This window comes from Streptomyces palmae, assembly GCF_004684805.1.
GTDB classification, from domain to species: Bacteria; Actinomycetota; Actinomycetes; order Streptomycetales; family Streptomycetaceae; genus Streptomyces; species Streptomyces palmae.
Genome location: NZ_SRID01000092.1, coordinates 1 through 19780, shown reverse-complemented (window position 1 = coordinate 19780; position 19780 = coordinate 1). Strand labels below are relative to the sequence as shown.

20 protein-coding genes and 1 pseudogene are annotated in these 19780 nt (G+C 72.4%); 16 read left to right on the top strand and 5 right to left on the bottom strand.

Going from position 1 to position 19780, the window contains the following annotated elements; all coding sequences use genetic code 11:
* Positions 1-152: 152 nt before the first annotated feature.
* Complete coding sequence (gene nadE, locus E4099_RS12720; protein WP_135339127.1) at positions 153-983, top strand: ammonia-dependent NAD(+) synthetase; 831 nt, start codon at positions 153-155, stop codon at positions 981-983.
* Positions 984-1011: 28 nt separating this feature from the next.
* Positions 1012-1152 (top strand): annotated as a pseudogene (locus E4099_RS35180) (Tn3 family transposase); the annotation flags it as partial.
* Between the two features lie 102 nt (positions 1153-1254).
* On the opposite strand, the gene E4099_RS12710 reads toward E4099_RS35180, so the two are convergent.
* From E4099_RS12710 to E4099_RS12690, 5 genes are all read right to left on the bottom strand, one after another.
* On the bottom strand, positions 1255-2475 hold the full coding sequence (locus E4099_RS12710; RefSeq protein WP_135339126.1) for an MFS transporter: 1221 nt from the start codon (positions 2473-2475) through the stop codon (positions 1255-1257).
* A gap of 223 nt (positions 2476-2698) precedes the next feature.
* Positions 2699-3949, bottom strand: a complete 1251-nt coding sequence (locus E4099_RS12705) for an MFS transporter (RefSeq protein WP_245244795.1) — start codon at positions 3947-3949, stop codon at positions 2699-2701.
* Positions 3946-4746, bottom strand: coding sequence for an LLM class F420-dependent oxidoreductase (locus E4099_RS12700; protein ID WP_135339125.1), 801 nt, complete (start codon positions 4744-4746; stop codon positions 3946-3948). Before E4099_RS12700 ends, E4099_RS12705 begins: the two co-directional genes overlap by 4 nt.
* 73 nt (positions 4747-4819) lie before the next feature.
* Complete coding sequence (locus E4099_RS12695; protein ID WP_135339124.1) at positions 4820-5836, bottom strand: zinc-dependent alcohol dehydrogenase; 1017 nt, start codon at positions 5834-5836, stop codon at positions 4820-4822.
* 133 nt (positions 5837-5969) lie between these two features.
* A complete protein-coding gene (locus tag E4099_RS12690) occupies positions 5970-7562 on the bottom strand; it encodes an MFS transporter (protein WP_135339123.1) in 1593 nt (530 codons plus the stop codon).
* 492 nt (positions 7563-8054) lie between these two features.
* Here E4099_RS12690 and E4099_RS12685 point away from each other — a divergent pair, with 492 nt between their 5' ends.
* From E4099_RS12685 to E4099_RS12620, 14 genes are all read left to right on the top strand, one after another.
* Positions 8055-8837 carry a helix-turn-helix transcriptional regulator gene (locus E4099_RS12685; RefSeq protein ID WP_135339122.1) on the top strand — a complete coding sequence of 261 codons (783 nt, stop codon included), beginning with the start codon at positions 8055-8057 and terminating at the stop codon, positions 8835-8837.
* Positions 8838-9014: 177 nt separating this feature from the next.
* Positions 9015-9266, top strand: coding sequence for an acyl carrier protein (locus E4099_RS12680; protein ID WP_135339121.1), 252 nt, complete (start codon positions 9015-9017; stop codon positions 9264-9266).
* Positions 9267-9304: 38 nt separating this feature from the next.
* Positions 9305-10552, top strand: a complete 1248-nt coding sequence (locus E4099_RS12675) for a beta-ketoacyl-[acyl-carrier-protein] synthase family protein (RefSeq protein ID WP_135339120.1) — start codon at positions 9305-9307, stop codon at positions 10550-10552.
* Positions 10549-11688, top strand: coding sequence for a beta-ketoacyl-[acyl-carrier-protein] synthase family protein (locus E4099_RS12670; protein WP_135339119.1), 1140 nt, complete (start codon positions 10549-10551; stop codon positions 11686-11688). Before E4099_RS12675 ends, E4099_RS12670 begins: the two co-directional genes overlap by 4 nt.
* The gene (locus E4099_RS12665; protein WP_135339118.1) at positions 11685-12683 is read left to right on the top strand and encodes a beta-ketoacyl synthase N-terminal-like domain-containing protein; all 999 of its coding nucleotides are present in this window, start codon (positions 11685-11687) and stop codon (positions 12681-12683) included. The genes E4099_RS12670 and E4099_RS12665 overlap by 4 nt, the downstream gene beginning before the upstream one ends.
* The gene (locus tag E4099_RS12660) at positions 12680-13504 is read left to right on the top strand and encodes an alpha/beta fold hydrolase (protein ID WP_135339117.1); all 825 of its coding nucleotides are present in this window, start codon (positions 12680-12682) and stop codon (positions 13502-13504) included. The genes E4099_RS12665 and E4099_RS12660 overlap by 4 nt, the downstream gene beginning before the upstream one ends.
* Entirely contained in the window at positions 13504-14514 is a 1011-nt protein-coding gene (locus E4099_RS12655) for a hypothetical protein (protein WP_135339116.1), read from the top strand. Before E4099_RS12660 ends, E4099_RS12655 begins: the two co-directional genes overlap by 1 nt.
* Positions 14514-15734: a beta-ketoacyl-[acyl-carrier-protein] synthase family protein gene (locus tag E4099_RS12650; RefSeq protein WP_135339115.1), complete on the top strand. Its 1221-nt coding sequence runs from the start codon at positions 14514-14516 to the stop codon at positions 15732-15734. Before E4099_RS12655 ends, E4099_RS12650 begins: the two co-directional genes overlap by 1 nt.
* A gap of 38 nt (positions 15735-15772) precedes the next feature.
* Complete coding sequence (locus E4099_RS12645; RefSeq protein WP_135339114.1) at positions 15773-16723, top strand: beta-ketoacyl synthase N-terminal-like domain-containing protein; 951 nt, start codon at positions 15773-15775, stop codon at positions 16721-16723.
* A gap of 20 nt (positions 16724-16743) precedes the next feature.
* On the top strand, positions 16744-17538 hold the full coding sequence (locus E4099_RS12640; RefSeq protein ID WP_135339113.1) for an SDR family oxidoreductase: 795 nt from the start codon (positions 16744-16746) through the stop codon (positions 17536-17538).
* Positions 17539-17551: 13 nt separating this feature from the next.
* Positions 17552-18571 carry an alpha/beta hydrolase gene (locus E4099_RS12635; RefSeq protein WP_135339112.1) on the top strand — a complete coding sequence of 340 codons (1020 nt, stop codon included), beginning with the start codon at positions 17552-17554 and terminating at the stop codon, positions 18569-18571.
* Entirely contained in the window at positions 18564-18890 is a 327-nt protein-coding gene (locus E4099_RS12630) for a DsrE family protein (RefSeq protein ID WP_135339111.1), read from the top strand. Before E4099_RS12635 ends, E4099_RS12630 begins: the two co-directional genes overlap by 8 nt.
* Complete coding sequence (locus E4099_RS12625; protein WP_135339110.1) at positions 18890-19294, top strand: DsrE family protein; 405 nt, start codon at positions 18890-18892, stop codon at positions 19292-19294. The genes E4099_RS12630 and E4099_RS12625 overlap by 1 nt, the downstream gene beginning before the upstream one ends.
* 1 nt (position 19295) lies before the next feature.
* On the top strand, positions 19296-19745 hold the full coding sequence (locus E4099_RS12620) for a hypothetical protein (protein WP_135339109.1): 450 nt from the start codon (positions 19296-19298) through the stop codon (positions 19743-19745).
* The last annotated feature ends 35 nt before the right edge of the window (positions 19746-19780 follow it).

Below are 19780 nucleotides of genomic sequence, written 5' to 3'. Positions count from 1 at the left end.
GGGATGTGTATAAGAGACAGGGACGGGGCGGGGTGGCCGTCCGGACCGGGCGGGGTGGCCGTCCCTTAGAGTGCTGGTGGCCCTCTCCACGCGTCCGCGGCCCCGCCCGGCGACGCAGCCGACCTGCCCATGGGCCCGACCGAGGAGCAACCGTGACCGACCTGGCGTCCCCATCCCCGCAGCAGCAGATCGCCCGGGAACTCCAGGTGAGCCCGGACTTCGACGCGCAGCGGGAGATCGAGCGCCGGGTGGCCTTCCTGGCCGACCGGCTGACCGGTACCGGGCTCAGCTCGCTGGTGCTGGGCATCAGCGGCGGGGTGGACTCCACCACCGCGGGCCGGCTGTGCCAGCTCGCGGTCGAGCGGGTCCGGGACACCGGGCGGGAGGCGACCTTCTTCGCGATGCGGCTGCCGTACGGCACCCAGGCCGATGAGAAGGACGCCCAGCTGGCGCTGGACTTCATCCGGGCCGACCGGGTGCTGACCGTCGATGTGCGGCCCGCCAGCGACGCCGCGCTGGAGGCGGCGCTGGCCGGTGGCACGGTCTTCCGTGACGCGCATCACCAGGACTTCGTCCACGGCAACATCAAGGCCCGGCAGCGCATGATCGCCCAGTACGCGGTGGCCGGCGCGCACCAGGGCCTGGTGGTGGGCACCGACCACGCCGCCGAGGCGGTCTCCGGCTTCTTCACCAAGTTCGGCGACGGGGCCGCCGATGTGGTGCCGCTCACCGGCCTCACCAAGCGGCGGGTCCGGGCCGTGGCACGGGCGCTGGGCGCACCGGCCGAGCTGGTGGAGAAGATCCCCACCGCCGACCTGGAGACGCTCAACCCGGGCCGGCCCGACGAGGAGGCGCTGGGCGTCAGCTACGAGGAGATCGACGACTTCCTGGAGGGCAAGCCGGTCGACGAGGCCGCCTTCGCCGCCATCGTCCGCCGCTACCGGCTCACCGAGCACAAGCGGCAGCTGCCGATCGCCCCCTGAACGGACGCGGCTCCGCCGGCCACCCCACATCGTCGTCGGCCTGCTCACCCTGGCTGGGTTCGCCTACGCCCCGCAGCTCGCGGACCTGCCCGATCAGAAGATGTGGCGCGTCGATCGTACGGTCGACTACGGCGCCTTCCAGGACGCGGCCCGCGGTCGGATCGACCTCGGCGGAATGCGGCCCCTCCGGGCCCCGGACGCTGTCGACGAGGAGCCAGACGCGGCGGGCGCGCGTCTGGCCGCGCCCGCCGCTCGCACCGTCCTGGGAGCTCTATGCGTTGGCCGCCTGGACGCGGACGGCTCGGGCGCGGACCACGAAGGGCCGGGAGAAGACGGTGATGGCGATGGAGACGGCGGCCACACAGGTGATGGCCGTGCCGGCGGTGAAGTGCTGGGCAATGCCGCCGGCGATCGCGGCTCCGATACCTTGCCACGTCATCCGGCCGGCGGACTCGACTCCCTGGACCTGGCCACGGACCGGATCAGGGGTCAACTCCAGAAGCTGCTCTTGGAGCGGCAGGGTGGCGGCGAAGCCGGCACTGGCGATGAACACCGCGGCTGTCGCCACCAGCACGGGCGGGTGGACGGCGAACAACAGGTAGGGGGCGGCGAGCAGCAGTCGCAGGGCGAATGCGTAGCGGCGACGCAGCTCGGCGGTGAACAGCCGCCCGACCGCAAGGTCACCGAGGAGCATGCCTGCCGATCCGGCGGCCAGGAAGACGCCGGCGTGATGGGGGGCGTAGGAGAGGAACAGGGCCTCGCAGCCGACGATCAGGCCATTGGGGACCCACAGGTTCAGCAGCAGCGCGCGTTGGCCGGAGTGGGAGAAGAGCTCGATGTTCGTCGTCCAGGTCTGGAGCAGTCCAGGGCGCCGGGTCGGACGGATCGAGCGTTCCCGGACCGTCACCGCCACAATGATCAATCCACCGCCGGTCAGGGCCGTCGCGACGGCGAAGACCTCCTGCGGGCTCAGGTACCGCAGCAGTACGGCGCCGATGGCGTAGCCGAGGATGGCCATGCCTCCCGAGGTGATGTTCATCAGCGAACGTGCCAGTGCGTAGGCGGAGGTCGGCACGACCTCGGAGAGCAGCCCCATCCGTGTGCCCGTTCCCAGGGACTGGAAGAACCCCAGTACAAGGAGCAGACCGAACCGGGCGGTGAGCGGCAGCCCTGGAACCGCCTGTGCGGCAACACCTACGAGGGAGACGCACTGGAGCGCGACAAGGGTCCGGCGAGGACGGCTTCCGTCCGCGACCGACATCAGCGTCAGCGCACCGAGTACCGTCGCGAAGGTGGCGCCGTACATGCTCACAGCGGTCAGGAACGGGGACTTGGTCTGCTGGTTGACCAGCGTGCCGAGCGCGAAGCCCGACAAGGTGCTCGCGGCGACCGTCAGTGTGAAGCTGGCGTACAGGCCGACGAATTCACGGTTGCGGAGCAGGTCACGGTAGGTGGTTGGAGGTGTGCCGGAGGCAGATGTGTCAGAAGGCATGAAAAAAGCCTTCGCGCGCACCCAACTCGGGGCGCCGAAGGCCGACTCGTGGATTCTAGCAAGTGTCCCAGTCCCCCCACGACCCGCATCGGACCGGGGGAGACGCGGACGTGGATACGGCCATCTTCGATCGGGCCGGGTCTCGGCGCTGCCGGTCCGTAGCGCCCCGTAATCGGCTCGGGCCGCCGGTCGGTGGGCGCGCCCGCCGGCGGTCCGTGCCGGCTCAGCCGCGTGCGGCGCTCCGGTGCAGGGCGGCGGAGACCCCGAAGGCCACCGCCGCGCCGATCGCCAGCGCCGTCCAGCTGCCCGCGGCCGAGGCGCGGGTGACGATGAACAGCCCGATCGGGGGGCCGGAGGCGGTGCCCAGGTTCCAGGCGAGGGAGGCCAGCGCCCCCGCCCGCCCGGCCGACGACTCCCCGGCCCAGCGCAGCAGCAGCGGGTAGAACGCCGAGGAGTAGCTGAGTTCTCCCGCGGCGAAGACCACCGCGAAGGCCAGCAGCAGCCCGTACCGGAGCACCGGGCCGCCGGCGCTGCCCAGAACTGCCGCCAGCAGACCGCAGCCGAAGGCCAGCACCCACAGCACCGGCCCGGCCGCCAGGCTCACCGTCTCCGGCAGCCGCTCGAACCAGCGCCGCCCCAGGGGTTGCAGCAGGACCAGCGCGAAGGAGTTGGCCGCCACCACCGCGCTCACCCAGACCAGGGTGACCTCCATCCGGTCGTGCATCAGCAGCGGCACGGTGGCCTCGATCTGGGTGAAGCCCACGATGGCGAACAGCGCCTGCGCCGCGATCAGCAGTGCCATCGGGCCCGAGCGCAGCAGCGCCCGGTAGCCGGGTGCCGGCTCCGCCTCGGCCGCGGCGGTGCTCTCCGGGTCGGCCTCGGCGGCCTTGTCCCGGCGCGGGCGGAGTGCGTGGACCACCGCCACCAGCGGCAGCGCGGCGACCGCGTTGGCCACGTACAGCCAGCGCAGCGTCCCGGTCGGGGTGCCGCCGCCGGCCAGCGCGAGCCCGGCGATCACCGAACCGAGGCCGATGCCCACGTTGTTGACGATGTGCCGCACGGTGAAGGCGGTGCGCCGGCGGCTCTCCGGCACCGCGCCGTCCACCACGCCCACGATGGCCGCGTAGAACAGCCCGAAGCCCACCCCGACGCAGGCCCCCGAGGCCAGTACCAGCGGGGTGCCGTCGGCGGGCGCCAGCAGCGCGTAGCCGACGCCCAGCGCGGTGCCGCCCAGCGCACCGACCCGGTGCGGGCCGGTGCGGTCGGCCAGCGGGCCGCCCAGGAGCGCGGCGGCGAAGCTGGCCGCGGCCATCGCGATGAAGTAGCCGCCCGCGCTGCCCGACCCGAGGCCGAGCAGCTCGCTGATGTAGATGGCGGTGAACGGGAAGCACAGGCCGTTGCCCAGGCTGGACAGCAGCAGGCAGCCCATCAGGACGGTGAAGCGGCGCCCCAGTGGTTCGGAGCCGGTGCTCATGCGCGCAGGGTGTCCCGGACCTTCAGCAGCTCCTCGACCACCCGCAGGTCGTACGGGGCCGGCAGCGAGACCACCACGTGGACCGCGCCCGCCTCGGCGAACCCGGGCACCAGCGGGAGCTGGTCCGGGTTGATCATCACGGTGCGGGCCACCTCGCCCGGCTCCCGGCCGACCCGGCCGCACCACTCGTCCAGGACCCCGCTGAGCTCGCGGAACTCGGCGACCGGGTCCTCGGAGGCCCAGCCGTACCAGTTCCACCAGTCGGCCTCGCGGGCCACCAGCTCCAGGGTGCGCCGCCGGCCGCCGCCGCCGATCAGCACCGGCAGCTCGCCGGCCGGGCCGGGGTTGAGTTTGCCCAGCCGCTCCTTGATGTCGCGGACCGCGGTGGCGAAGGCGTCCATCCGGGCGGCCGGGCCCGGGAAGGGCAGCCCGTACTCCAGGTGCTCCTGCTCGAACCAGCCGGCGCCCAGGCCCAGCACCAGCCGGCCGCCGCTGAGCTGGTCCACGGTGCGGGCCATGTCGGCGAGCACCTGGGGGTTGCGGAAGGCGGTGCAGCTGACCAGGGAGCCGATGGCGGCCTGCCGGGTCTCCACGGCCATCGCGGACAGCAGCGACCAGCACTCGAAGTGGCGCCCGGCCGGGTCGCCGGTGTGCGGCAGGAAGTGGTCCCAGGTCCAGATGGAGTCCACGCCGAGGGCGTCGGCCTCCCGCCAGGCGGCGCGCAGCGGGCCTATGTCGGTGTGCTGGGGGTGGAGCTGTACGCCGACCCGCAATGCGGCGGGCTGGTGCGGATTCACGGGGGTGTCGCCTTTCGTCAAGGTCACCGCGGGGCGCGCGGTGTGGCGGGGGTGGTACGGGGGGCTTGGCCGGTCAGCAGGTCACGACGACCCGGTAGACCCGCTCCTCCGCGGTCCGCTTGAGCGCGGTGGCCACCTCGTCCAGCGGGTAGCGGGCGGTGACCAGGCGCTGGAGGCGCTCGGTGAGCGTGCCGGAGCGCAGCAGTTCGGCCGCCGCGCGCCAGTCGGCCGGTTCCTGGCTGTAGGAGCCGGTGACGGTCAGCTGGCGGCGGTGCACCTCGTAGCCGGGGACCTCGGCGGGCGGTCCGTCGGGGGAGCCGCCGAAGAGGACGATCCGGCCGCCGTCGGCCACCGCGGCCAGGGCGGTGGCGATGGCCGCGCCGGAGGCGATGGTCACGAACACCACGTCCGCGCGGGGGACCTCGTCCAGCTGGTCGGGGCCGATCACCGCGTCCGGCTCGGCCGGCTCGATGGCGGTGCGGCGCTCCTCGTCCAGCTCCACCACGACCACCGAACGGGCCTGGTGGTGGCGGGCCAGGGCGAGGTGCAGGTGGCCCATGTAGCCGGCGCCGACGATGGTGACCCGGTCCCCCTCGCGGAGGGCGCCGCGGCGCAGCGAGTGCACCACGCAGGCCAGCGGCTCGCCCATGGCGGCCAGGGCCGGGTCGGCGTCGCCGACCGACCAGACGTGTCCGGCCGGCACCCGGACGTACTCCGCGAGGCCGGCGCCCATGGTGATCGCGCCGTCGGGCCGCACTCCGCCCTGGGGCGAGGCGCAGATGGCGGACTGCCCGGAGCGGCAGCTGCGGCAGGCGCCGCAGCGGGTGAGCAGGTCGACGGTGACCAGGTCGCCGACGGCGGGTACGTCCTCCAGCTGCGCGGCGGCGGCGCCGACGGCCTCCACCCGGCCGGATATCTCATGGCCGGCGGCGGTGGGGTAGACGGGCATGCGACCCGCGTAGAGGTTGCCCTCCATGGTGCACAGCCCGCAGGCCGTGACGCGCACCAGCACCTCCATGTCGCCGACGTCCGGCACGGGTACGTCCCGAATCTCCACCTGGCCGGGCGCGGTGATGACAGCTGAGCGCATGGGAACTGCCTTCCGAATACATGGCGTTGTCGTCCCGGGAGGCTATTCCCGGCAGATCGCCCGGGGCAAGCGGATGATCACCCAAGGAATATGACATTCAGTCAAGTTCAGGGTAAAGGTCGGATGGCCCTATTCAGGACCGCTTCCCGGCGGCATGGGCGGCGCGCCGACTCCCCTTCCCCTGGCGGAAGGTGACCCAGATGACCAGCGCGCCGACCGCCGAGACGATCGCGCCCACCACCGCCGTGACATGCATGGCGTGGACGAAGCCGGAGTCGGCGTACTCCGCCAGCTCCGGCATCCGCAGCCGCTGCGCCGTCAGCCGGGTGGACTCCGCGGACTCCTGCGCGGCCGAGGCGGCCTGCGGCGGCACCCGGTCCAGGTGGGAGCCGATGTCGTCGCGGTAGACGGTGGTCAGCACCGAGCCGAGGACGGCCACCCCGAGCACCCCGCCGATCTGCCGCATGGAGTTGTTGACCGCGGACCCGGCGCCGGTGCGGTCGGCGGGCAGCACCGACATGATCGCCTCGGTGGTGGGGGCGACCGCGGCGCCCATGCCCAGGCCTTGGAGCACCAGGAAGACCCAGAACGGGCCGAGCCCGCTGTGCTCGTCCAGGAAGACGTAGCAGGCGAAGCCGGTGGTGGCGGTCAGCATGGCCGCGGTGACCACCGGGCGCAGCCCGAAGCGCCTGACCAGCGCCGCCGACACCGGGGCGCCCAGCACCACCCCGGCGGCGACCGGGGTCAGGGTGAACCCGCAGGTCAGCGGGGACTGCCCATGGACGCCCTGGAGGTAGAAGCTGGTGTAGTACATGCAGCCGTTGAGGCCGAAGAACACCAGCATCACCGCGACGCTGGCACCGGTGAACCGGGTGTCGCGGAACAGCCGCACGTCGAAGCTGGGGTTGGCCACCTTGAGTTCGACCACCACGAAGACCACCACCAGCACCAGCCCGCCGGCGATGGCGCCGAGGATGGCGGGGTCGGTCCAGTCGCTGCGGTGGCCGCCCTCGATGATGCCCCAGACGATGGCGAACAGGCCCACGGTCGACAGTGCCACGCCCACCGGGTCGAACCGCTGCTTCACCCGGCGCACCGCGCCCGGCAGGTAGATCAGCGAACCCGTCACGCACAGCACCACGATGGGCACGTTGACCAGGAACACCGAACCCCACCAGAAGTGGTCCAGCAGGGCGCCGCCGAGCATCGGGCCGGCGGCGATGGCCAGTCCGCTGGAGCCGGACCAGATGGCGATGGCGGTGGCCCGGTGCCGTTCGTCGAAGACCTGGGCGATCAGCGCCAGGGTGGCGGGCATCACCAGGGCGCTGCCGATGCCCATGGCGCCGCGGGCCACGATGAGTTCGGTGGCCGAGGCGGCGTAGGCGGCCCAGGCGGAGGCGCCGCCGAACACCAGCATGCCGATCAGCAGCAGGTTCCGGTGTCCGTAGCGATCGGCGAGCACGCCACCGGTGAACAGCAGGACCGCGAAGACCAGGGTGTAGGAGCTGATGCTCCACTGGAGCTCGTTCGGGCTGGCGCCGAGTCCCTCGGCGGGATCCGCGAGCGTCTTCAGCGCCACGTTCAGCACTGTGTTGTCCAACCACACGGCCAGTTGGGAGAAGACGAGCACGGACAGGGCGAGCCATTGACGGGCGGTGGGTCGGGCGCCTGGGTCGTCCGGTTCGGTCCGCGGATCGGCGACCGGGGCGGAGTTCTGTGCGGCCATGGAGGTGCAACGCCTTTCGGGACCACGCGATATGCGGTCCGTGTCGTTCGACAGGGGCGGTCGGGCTGCTGTTGTCAGCGGAAGCTACCAATCGGTCCGAGAGCCGGGGCGGTTTCCCGGGGACGCAAGCGTTTTCGTTCCGGTGGCAGCTCGGTGTCACGGGGTCGTATGCCCGGCGCAGTCAACCACCGACGCGGGGCGCCCCTGGCACCTTCCTGCCGTTCTCGCAGGTGGACGGGTACCTACCCCCGGTATACGGCTGGGTGGCTATATCCCTTCATGTGTAGATGCCCGTGCTTGCCTCGGGTGTCGGGTCCGTCCCAAAGGGAATGATCTTCCTTGCCGACCGAGGCATGCCCTGGTTATCGTGATCACCATTGGCGGGGGACGTTCATGCCGTGCATTCACGGGCAATGGGGGTGCCGCGTGGCCAATTTCGGAATTCAACACAGCGACCTCGCGGCTTTTGATTCGGGAGGTCTGCCGGGCGAAGTGGCCGCTGACGCCCCGTCCGCCGCGGAGGGCGCCCCCGACACCCTGGAGACCGCGCTCGGGCAGGCGCTGAGCCTGCTGGAGATGGCGGTCCACCACCACCGCCGCTCCGCCATCGCCTCGGTCGCCGCCGAACTCCCGGTGGACGGCGAGCCGGTGGCCGGCTGGGTCGCCCGACTGGTGCTGCGCGCCGAGCGCGCGGTGATCTGGAGCCTGCCCGAGGTCGCCTCCGAGGAGCACGGCCGGCTGATCGCCCAGACCCTCGCCCAACTCGCCGACAAGGGAGTGAGCACCCGGTTGCTCTGCCCCTCCTCCATCATCCGCGGTGCCCAGTGGGCCCGCACGGTGGGCACCTTAGGGTCGCAGGTGGAGGTCCGCGTCTCGGGCGCGGTCCGACAGGAACTGGTCGTGGTGGACGGCTCCGCGGTGATCGCCCCGGACGCCGCCCCCGGCGAGCCCGGCGGCTCCCGGGCCTCGATGATCCAGAACTCCACGGTCGCCGACATGACGCACCGTCTGCTCACCGGCATCTGGGACACCGCCCAGCGGCCGGCCCGTCCGCTGTCCTTCGAGGGCGGCGCGCGCGGCCGGGTGCTGCGCGAGGTGCTCATCCTCATGGCCGAGGGGTACAAGGACGACGCCGCCGCCCGCAAGCTGGGACTTTCGGTGCGCACCTACCGCCGGTACGTCGCCGACATCATGCGCGATCTCCAGGTTGACTCCCGGTTCCAGGCAGGGGTACGCGCTGTCCGAACTGGCCTGATGGAGACATATGACGAGTGAGCCAGACCACAGCGAAGGCAGCTCTATGACAGTTGTGGCTGACCGTCGCTACCTCCGGTGCACTGTGTGACAGGTAGTGGACTGAACCTTGAATCGGCACTCGACCGCCACCTAGCGTCGTGGGCGTTCGTCGGTAAGTCCCGGCTTTTAGTCCATGGCAAATGGAGGTGCGCGGCTATGACCGCCATCGTCGAAGAGCGTCAGGAAACCATCAAGGAAATCGTCACCGACATCCTTGAGATCGACCCCGACGAGGTCACTGAGACAAGCCTCTTCAAGGAGGAGCACGACGCCGACTCGCTGCGCGCCATCGAGATCCTGGCCGCGCTGGAGAAGGAGTTCAACGTCGTCATCAACCAGTCCGAACTGGGGCGCATGGTCAACCTGAAGGGCGTCTACCAGGTCGTTTCCGAAGCGGCCGGCTGGTAATCCACCCGTCGGTGGATCCCTCGGGAGGCAGGGCTACCATGCATGACGTGCCGACTCGCAGAGTCGTCATAACGGGCCTCGGATCGGTGTCCAGCATCGGTGTCGGCACCGCGGAATTCCTTACCGGACTGCGCTCCGGGAAGAGTGCCGCGAAGCCCATCACCGCATTCGACACCGAAGGCTTCGAGCACGCCATCGCGTGTGAGATCGTCGATTTCGATCCCACGCGGTGGATTCAGAATCTCGATGTTCAAACCCTGGGCCGCGCAAGCCAGTTCTCCGTGTCGGCGGCCCGTATGGCGGTCGCCGACGCCGGACTCGGGACACGGGAACTGCGCGACGCTCCCTGCCTCGTCTCCATCGGCACCACCGATGGTGAGTCGAGGGACCTGGACCACCTGGTCGAAGCGGAGGTCCGGCAGGGCCCCGAGCAGATGGACGCCACCATCGCGCGCCGGGTGCCCGCCGGCCGGCTCTCCGCCGCCATCGCCGAGGAGTTCGGCCTGCGGCGCGTGGAGGCGGTGACCCTGCCCACCGCCTGCGCGGCGGGGAACTACGCCATCGGCTACGGCTTCGACGCCATCCGCAGCGGCGACGTCGAGTACGCGCTGTGCGGCGGCGCCGACGCGCTCTGCCGCAAGACCTTCACCGGTTTCTACCGGCTGGGCACCATCGCCCCGGAGCGCTGCCAGCCCTTCGACATCGATCGCAAGGGCATCCTCACCGGCGAGGGCGCCGGCGTGCTGATGATGGAGTCGCTGGACTCCGCGCTCGCCCGCGGCGCCCGGATCTACGCCGAGGTGCTGGGCTACGGCCTCAACTGCGACGCCCACCACCCGGTCGCCCCCAACCAGGACAGCGTCGCCCGCTGCATGCAGCTCGCCCTGGACAACGCCGGGGTCAAGCCCGCCGAGGTGGACTTCATCTCCGCGCACGGCACCGGCACCAAGGCGAACGACGTCACCGAGGCCAGCGCCATCCGCCAGGTCTTCGGCGACGAGCGACCGCCCCGCACCGTGTCGATCAAGTCGATGATCGGGCACAGCATGGGCGCCGCCAGCGCCCTGGCCGCCATCGGCTGCGCGCTCGCGCTCACCGAGGGCTTCATCCCGCCCACCATCAACCACGTCCACACCGACCCCGAGTGCGGTCTGGACTGCGTGCCCAACCAGGCCATCGAGGCCGACCTCAAGGTCGTCCAGAACAACGGCCTGGCGTTCGGTGGCAACAACGCGGTGGTCATCCTGGGCAAGTGGGAGCAGGACCGGACGGAGGCTCCGGCGTGAGCCAGCTGATCACCGGCGCCGGCGCCGTGGTGAGCGTCGGGGACGGCGTCGAGGACGTCTTCCGGGCACTCTGCGCGGGCACCAGCGGCCTGGCCCCGCTGCGCGGCTTCGACCGCGAACGCTACGGCGCCCAGAACGCCTACGAGATCGACGACCGGCCCGCCGAAGGCGACGTACCGCACCGGGCCACCGACTGGCTGCTGCGCGCCGTGGCACAGGCCGCCGCCCAGGCGGGCCTGGGCGAGGACCTGTCCGGCATCCCGATCCTGATCGGCACCGGACTGCGCGAGCTGCGCTCGGCCGAACTGGCCCACCGCGCCGGCGACGCCCTCGACGCCGACCGGCTGCACTTCGGCACCGCGCTGCGCGAACGCTTCGGCGCCGACCGCACCTACACCTTCTCCGGCGCCTGCTCGGCCTCGCTGTACGCACTGGCGATGGGCAGCGACATGCTCGCCGCCGGCACCGAGCAGACCGTGATCGTGGCCGGGGTGGACACCCTCACCGAGTCCATGTACGGCCTGCTGGACCGGGTGCACCTGGATCCCCCGGAGCGGGTGCAGCCCTTCGACCGCTCCCGCCGCGGGGTGCTGATGGGCGACGGCGCCGCCGCCGTGGTGCTGCGCCGGGAGACCCCCGAGGCAGCCCCCGGCGCCCTGGGCCGGCTGCGCGCGGTCAGCATGAACTGCGACGCCCACCACGTCACCGCCCCCGACCCGAGCGGCATCGCCGAAGCGGTGCGGGAGGCCCACCGGCGGGCGGGCGTCAAGCCGGGCGACATCGACCTGGTGATGCTGCACGGCACCGGGACCCTGCTCAACGACGAGGCCGAGGCGACGGCGATCGGCGAGGTCTACGGACCGGACGTCGCGGTGCCGCTGATGACCGCGATCAAGTCCATGACCGGCCACACCTCCGGCAGCTCCGGCCTGGTCAGCCTGATCACCGCGCTCCAGGCGATGGCCACCGGCCAGGTGCCGCCCACCGTCGGCCTGTCCGACCCGGTGCAGGAGGCGGCCGAGTTCCGGTTCGCCCGGGAGCCGATCAGCGGAGCCGACATCGGCGTCGCCCAGGTCGACGCCTTCGGGTTCGGCGGCGTCAACGCGGTCGCCATCGTGGAGAAGGTGAGCCGATGACCGGCAGCAACCCCGCCAGCGGCACCCGGATCCAGATCACCGGTGTCGGACTCGCCCTGCCCGGCGCCACCAGCGCCGCCGAGCTGCTGCGGCAGACCCCGGCCCCGGCCGAGCCCTTCGACACCGCCCAGGTGATCGGCAAGCGCGGCCACCGCTACAAGGACCGCGCCACCCAGCTGGCGCTGTGCGCCGCCATCGACGGGCTGCGGGACGCCGGCCTGATCCCCGCCGACAGCGAGGAACTGGCCGTACCCGGCACCAGCATGGGCGTCGTCGCCAGCTCCAACCTGGGCAACCTGGACACCGTCTGCGGCGCGGCCGAGCAGATCAACCGCGAGTCGGTCGGCGCCATCAGCCCGATGGGCCTGCCCAACGCCTCCAGCAACGTGGTCGCCTCCCACGTCGCCATCCGCTTCAAGCTGCGCGGCCCCAACCTGATGCTCTGCAACGGGCCCACCTCCGGCCTGGACGCGGTGCACTGGGCAGCCAACCTGATCGCCGCCGACCGGGTGCGGCGCGCCCTGGTGATCGGGGTGGAGACCCGCAACGAGATCGTCGAGGGCCTGCTGCGCACCGAGGCCGCCGAGCTGCTGGACGGCGCGGTCGCCCTGGTGGTGGAGAGCGCCGAGGCCGCCGCCGAGCGCGGCGCCGCCCCCGTCGCCGAACTCGGCCGCTACCGGCGCCAGGCCGGACTCGACGGCTGCCTGGAGCCGCTGCTGGCCGACCCGGACCAGCAGCGGCCCGCGCCCGGCATCTGGTTCACCCCCGAGCGGTACGCCCCGGACGGCACCGCCCCGGTGCCCGCCTCCGTACCCCGGCACGACCTCAGCCGCGCCTTCGGCCGGTCCTCCGGCGCGCTCGGCGTGCTCCAGTGCGCCGCCGCCACCGGCTGGCTGGCCGCCCAGGGCTCCGGCCGGGCACTGCTCACCAACGGCGACGACAGCGCGGACGCGGTGGCCTCGCTGCTGCTGGACCGTCCCGGAGCCGACTCGTGAACACCGCCCCGAACGAGCCCGTGCGGGTGCACCGGGTCCGGCCGGCCGCGCAGGCCGAGCCGGTCCGGGTGCTCATGCTGCACGGGCTGGCCAGTGGCGCGGACGTCTGGAAGGACTTCACCGCGCTGGCCGACCCGGCGTACGAGCTGTGGGCCGCCGAACTCCCCTGGCGCGGCGCCGGCATCCCCGGCTGGCCGGACCGGCCGGCCGAGGACTGGGTGGCGCGGGCCGTGGCCGCGCTCCCCGAACCGCCGGACATCGTGATCGGCCACTCCTTTGGCGCCAACTCCCTGCTGGCCTGGCTGCCCCAGGCCCAGGCCACCGGCCAGGCCCCGCGCGGCGTGGTACTGGTCTCCCCGTTCTACCGCCCCCAGGAGGAGAAGTTCGACTGGGAGGCCATCTCGTACTACCTGAACCAGTTCGACCGCATCCTCGCCGACGGCCTGCGGGTCAGCTCCGGCGGGCGCCTGGACCCCTCCGTCCAGCAGGACATGGCGCTCAAGGTCCGCGAGCGGGTCGGCCCCTACGGCTGGATGCGCTTCTTCGGCACCTATCTGGACACCCCCCGGCTGCCGCTGGACCGGCTGCCCATGCCCTTCCTGATCATCGGCGGAGAGACCGACTTCGCAGCCTTCCCCCACGAGGCCGAGACACTCGGCCAGGTGCTGCCCGACGCCGAGGTGCGGATCCTGCCCGGCGTGGGTCACTTCACGATGGTCGAGCGCGCGGCCGAATTCTCGGAGGCCGTCAACGGCTTCCTCAGCACCGTCCCCGCCCGGTCCCCCCTGGGCGCACCCCTTTCCGCGATGGAGTACAACTGATGACCGCTGCCGTCGACCCGAACCTCGTCAAAGCCCTGCTCACCGAGAGCTCCACGCTGCGCCTGCGGCCGCGCTACGAGGGCTCCAACATCTGCAGCTGGATCGGCTTCAAGCACGTCAACTACATGGTCGAGGAAGCCGTCCTGGTCCACTTCAAGCAGGCCGGCCTGCCCGCCCGCGCGCTCTACGAGGAGCACGGGCTGGGCCTGGACTTCGTGGGCATGGACACCCGCATCCTGCACGCCTTCCACATCGACGACGAGGCCGAGGCCGAGGTCGAGCCGGTGAGCAAGGGCGGCGAGGACGCGCTCACCTTCAAGGTGACCATCCGGGTGGACCGCGACGGCCACACCCTGAAGGCCGTCACCTCCAAGGTGCGCCTGGCGCTGCGCGTGGACACCTACCTGGAGCCGGCCGCCGAGGTCCCGGCCGAGCTGGCCCCGTACGCGGTCCAGCGCCTGGGCGCGGACCTGCCCGAGGTCGCCGACCCGGCGCCGGAGTCCTCCGCCAGGGCCGCCGAGGTGCTGGCCGCCGGCGGCGACGAGGCCGCGGTGCTGGCCGCGCTCACCGAGGGCCGCAACGCCTACGCGTGGAAGTGGAACATCACCTACCCCTACTGCCACTTCACCGAGCGCCTCCAGCTCTCCGGCTACCTGCGGCTGATGGAGGAGGCCAAGGACCGCTTCGTGCTGGACCGCGGCATCTCCATCAAGACCCTGCTGGACGAGCGCAAGTGGATCCCGGTGGTCCCGCACTCCGCCGTCCGGATCGTCGACGAGGCGCTGATGGAGGAGGACCTCTACACGGTCTACACCGTGGAGGAGGTCTTCAAGGACCTGACCTACACCTCCCGCATGGACAACTACGTCATCCGGGACGGCCGGTTCCACCTGGTGCAGAGCGGCAGGATCGTGCACGGCTACGCGGTCATCGAGAACCGCCGCGACTGGAGCCTGATCCCCTTCGACCAGCGGGTCATCGACGCCTTCAACGGAAAGCCGCAGGCCTGATGGACGACGTTCTGCTCACCGGCGTGGGCGTGCTCTCCTGCCTAGGGTCGGGTGTCGACGCCTTCTGGGAGGGCCTGAACAAGGCCGACAGCCTGCCCACCCGGGTCCCGGACCCGCACGCCGACATGCCCTACCCGCTGATGTACCTGGTGCCGGAGGCCGATCTGCCCACCGGTCCGAAGGAGCAGGACGGGCTGCCGCTGGGGCGCGGCTCCCAGTACGCCATCGAGGCGGCCCGGCAGGCCGTCGCCGACGCCGGGCTGGTCGCGCCCGGCGCCGGCCCGGCCGCCGTGGACCCGCGCCGGGTCGCCGTCTCCATCGGCACCGGCATGGGCGACGCCAGGCTCCAGGAGGAGCAGCGCGTCAGCGGCGCGGCCGGTGCCGCCGGCGACCGCTGGGCACCCACCTTCTCGGTGGCCTCGGTGGTCGGCGGCTGGTTCGGCGCCCAGGGCGCCAACTCCAGCTGCTCCAACGCCTGCGCGGCCAGCGGCTACAGCCTCTCGGTGGCCGCCGACCTGATCCGCGCCGGTGAGGCCGACGTGGTGATCGCCGGCGGCGCGGAGTCCTACTCCCGGGTGGCGCTGGCCTGCTTCAACCGGCTGGGCGCCATCGACCCGGACCGCTGCCGGCCGTTCGCCGCCGAGCGCAAGGGCACCCTGTTCGGCGAGGGCGCCGCGGTGATGGTCCTGGAGTCCGCCGAGCACGCCCGCCGACGCGGGGTGAAGAAGGCGTACGCCAGGCTGGCCGGCGCCGGCTGGAGCTGCGACGCCCACCACGCCACCGCGCCCGAACCCGCGGGTGAGCAGATCGAACGGGCCATGCGGCAGGCCATGGACGAGGCCGGCGCCCGCCCCGGACCCGGCGGCGGCGTGGGCTTCGTGGTGGCGCACGGCACCGGCACCGGGCTCAACGACGTGGTGGAGAGCCAGGTGCTCACCACCGTGCTGGGCGAGGAGGCGCGGACCCCGGTCTACGCCCCCAAGGCGGTGCTCGGCCACACCGGCGGCGCGGCCGGCGCGTTCTCCGCGCTGACCGCGGCGCTCATCCTGCACCACGGCTCGGTCCCGCCGAACCCCCCGATGGGCGCGCTGGACCCGGAGTGCGCGATCCACCTGCCGACCGACGCCCCCACCCCGCTGTCCGGCACGTACGGCCTGATCAACGCGTACGCCTTCGGCGGCAACAACGTGACCCTGGTACTGGGGGAGGCGACCCTGTGAGCGGCGCACGCGCGGGCGGAGAAGCGAACCGAGAAAGCATGAGTGAGACACACGACCTGGTGGTGACGGCCATCGGCGCGGTGGAGGGCGAGGGCTTCGACTTCCGCACCGAGCTGGGCCGGCGCGGCTACAAGTACCTGCCGGTCGCCTCCCAGTACTTCCTGGCCGCCGCCAAGCGGGCACTGGCCGAGGGCGGGCAGGAGGTGCTGGAGGGCGTGGACCCGGCGCGGCGCGGCGCCGCGGTGGGCACCAACAGCTCCGCCGACGAGCTGCACGCCCGCATGGACCGCACCGTGCTGGAGACCGGCGCGGACGACCTCAGCCCGCTCATCGCGCCGTACTTCGCCATCAACCTGTTCGGCAGCCGGCTGGCCATCGAACACGCCCTCAAGGGCTTCAACATCACCCTGACCAGCACCCGGGTCGCCGGTCTGGAGGCGCTGGGCACCGGCTCGCGCAGCGTCGCCCTGGGCCGCGCCGACTGGCTGCTGGCCGGTGCCACCGAGGAGTCGCTGCCGGACGAGCGGCCGGGCGCGGCGGCCTCCGAGGCGGGTGCCGTCGCCTTGGTGCTGGAGCCCGCGGCCACCGTCGCCGCCCGCGGCGGACAGGCCCTGGGCCGACTGGCGGTGCGCACCGGCTTCCTGCCGCCGGCCGCCGCCCAGGGCGCCCAGGGCAGCGAGCTGGCCCGGGAGTGGCTGGCCGGCGCGCTGGACGCCCTCGGCACCTCCCTGGACCAGGGGCTGCCGGTCACCGCCGTACTGGACGACTCCCCGGTGGGCAAGGCGATGGCCGCCGCCCTGGGCGAGGCCGCCGAGTACGTCCCGGCCAAGTCCGGCTGCCTGACCCCGGTGCGGTCGGTGGCCGCCGCCCTCACCGGCGGCGCGAGCGGCCCGCGCGCCGTGGTCACCGCGGCGGCCGAGGGGAACCTCGGGGTGTGCCTGGTGGTGCCCGCCGACGGGCCGGCGGCAGCGAGCGACGACAACCGATGACCCACGCAAGGAGCAGCGCTATGACCACCTCGCTCGACGGCTCCTGGGCCCTGATCCTGGGAGCCTCCAGCGGCATGGGCCTGGCCACCGCCCAGGAGCTGGCCCGCAACGGGGTGAACATCCTGGGCGTCCACTTCGACACCGCCAGCGGCCAGGAGAAGGCCGAGGTCGCGCTGGAGGAGATCCGCTCCACCGGCGTCCAGGCGCACTTCTTCAACGAGAACGCCGCCTCCCAGCGCACCCGCGAGGCGCTGGTGCCGCGGTTCGCGGAGCTCACCGGCGGCAAGGGCATTCGGATCCTGATGCACTCGCTGGCCTTCGGCACCCTGGTGCCGTACGTGCCCGCCGAGGGCGGACAGGGCATCAACTCCCGGCAGATGAACATGACGCTGGACGTCATGGCGCACTCGCTCGTCTACTGGACGCAGGACCTGGTCGCCGCCGAACTGCTCCGCAGGGGCAGCAAGATCTACGCGATGACCAGCAACGGCGACTTCCGGGTGACCGCCAACTACGGTGCCGTCTCGGCCGCCAAGTGCGCCCTGGAGGCGCATGTCCGGCAGCTGGCCATGGAGCTGGCGCCCACCGGCATCGCGGTCAACTCGCTGCGCGCCGGGGTCACCGTGACCCCCTCGCTGGAGCGCATCCCGAACAGCGAGCGGATGGTGGAGTTCGCCACCGACATCAACCCGCACCAGCGGCTCACCCGTCCCGAGGACGTCGCCGAGGCGGTCGTCCTGCTGTCCCGCACCGAGTCCTCGTGGATCACCGGCAACGTGATCGGCGTCGACGGCGGCGAGAACCTGACCGCCTGAGGAAGACACCAGCATGACCGGTACGGACAACAGCGGCACGGGGGAGGCGGAGCCGCGGCGGGTGATCCTGCTGCGGCGGCTGGGGCATGCCCTGGTCGCCCCCGTGGCGCCGCTCGCGGGCATCGCGTTCGGGGTCAGGCACGCGTACATGGTCTACCACCCGCCACGGCCCACCGGTAAGCAGCGCACCCCGGCCAACAAGAAGCTGCCGATGCGCACCATGACGGTGACCACCACCCGGGACGCGGTGCCGCTGCGCGCCTGGGTGGTCCCCGGCAGGGGGCCGCACACCGTGATCGTCTGCCACGGCATGGGCCGAACCAAGTCCATGGCGCTGGGCCACATCGAGCTGCTGCACAAGGCCGGCCACCACGTGGTCGCGTACGACATGCGCAACCACGGGGAGAGCGGCGGCGACCGGCGCTACGGCGACCAGTCCGAGACGTTCACCAGCGACCTGCGCGATGTGCTGGACGCGGTGTCCGCCGACCCGGAGCTGGGCGGCGGGTCCCTGGCGCTGCTCGGCTTCTCCTTCTCCACCTGGCCCTCGCTGCGCGTGCTGCCGGACTCCCGGGTGGCGGCGGTGGTCGTGGAGGGCGGACCGGCCCTGGACGTGGCCGGCGGCCTGGGCCACTTCGCCGGCCTGCGCCGCAACCAGCTGCGGGCCTGGATGCGCGGGCCGGTGTCGTTCGCCGCCTACCGGTGGACCTTCCGCGCCTTCAGCATGCACATGCTGCGGCTGCGGGACTGGCCGCCGGACCTGTCCTCGGTCTCCACCCGGCTGATGTTCATCGGCGGCGCCCAGGACACCGTCGTCCAGGCCGAGCAGGTCAAGCGGATGGCCCGGCACTGCCCGAAGGCCACGTGGTGGCTGGCCCCCAACGCCATGCACATGAACGCCCTGCGCCTGGACCGGGCCGAGTACAAGCGGCGGGTCCTGCCCTTCCTGCACAAGGCGTTCAAGGACGCGGACCGGGCCGGCACGGCCCGGTCGAAGACCGCACGCGCCGCGGAGGTCGCTGCCCATGACTGAACACCTGCTGATCGAGAGCGGCGGCCCGGCCACCGGCCCGGCCGGCGAGCGCTTCGCCGCCGACGCCGCACGACTGGCCGCCGACGGCCACCGGGTGGTGCTCTTCCTGGTGGAGAACGGCGTCACCGCGGCCCTCCCGGGCGCCTGCCCGGCGGTCGAGGAACTGCTGCGCGGCGGCGGCGAGCTGTGGGTGGACAGCCTCTCCACCGCGCAGCGCGCACTGGCCGGCGCCGACCTGCTGGACCGGGCCCGACTGGTGGAGATGGACGAGGTGGCCGGCAAGCTGCTGGAACCCGGCGTACGGGCGGTGTGGCACTGATGGCCCGCATCCCGCACACGGACGTCATGATCTCCCTGTTCGGCGCCCCGTACGAGTCCGAGCGGATCACCACCGCCTTCCGGCTGGCCCAGTCGCTGCTCGACCGCGGCGCCACGGTGGCCATCTGGACCTGCGGCTACTCCACCGCGCTGACCTGCGCCTCGCTCGGCGACAGCAAGCCGCGCAACCTCATCGACCTGGACCGCGACCACCCCTCCACCGTCCGGCTGGTCAAGGACCTGCTGGCCGGGTACCCGGAGCGGCTGCACTGGTACGTCTGCCGGTTCTGCGCCGACGAGCGCGGCATGACCGAGCAGATCCCGCAGGTCAAGATGAAATCGGCGTTCAGGTTCATGGACCATGTCGCCGCCGCCGACAAGCTCCTGTGCCTGGGGGTGTGCTGAGATGACCGACCCGCGGAACCCCGGGTCCCTGGCCCCCGGCGCGTACCCGGACCCCTCCGAGCTGGCCGACCGCTACCTGGTGCTGATCGAGCGCGCCTACCCGGGCTCGGTGGAGCGGCAGTACGCCGACGGCATCTACTGCGTGCGCGACTTCAACCGGCAGACCGGCGGCATCCACCTGGCCCTGCGCGGCCTCGCCGCCAGCTACGCGGTACGCGCCGAGCCCGTCCCGGCGGTACGCGTCGGCAAGCGCACCCTGGACACCCTGCCCGACCCGCGGGCCTCGCTCGGCCATCTGATCGCCGAGGGAGGAACGGTCTGGGTCGAGGAACCCGACCTGGCCGCCCTCGGCGCCTCCGCCGCCGCCCGGCTGCTGCCCGGCGTCCACCGGCTGCCGGCCGGCGGCCTCGCCGCCCTGCTGCCCGCCTACCGGCAGGTGTGGTTCATGTGACCGCGCACCCCGCCGAGCCCCGCACCCACCACGCC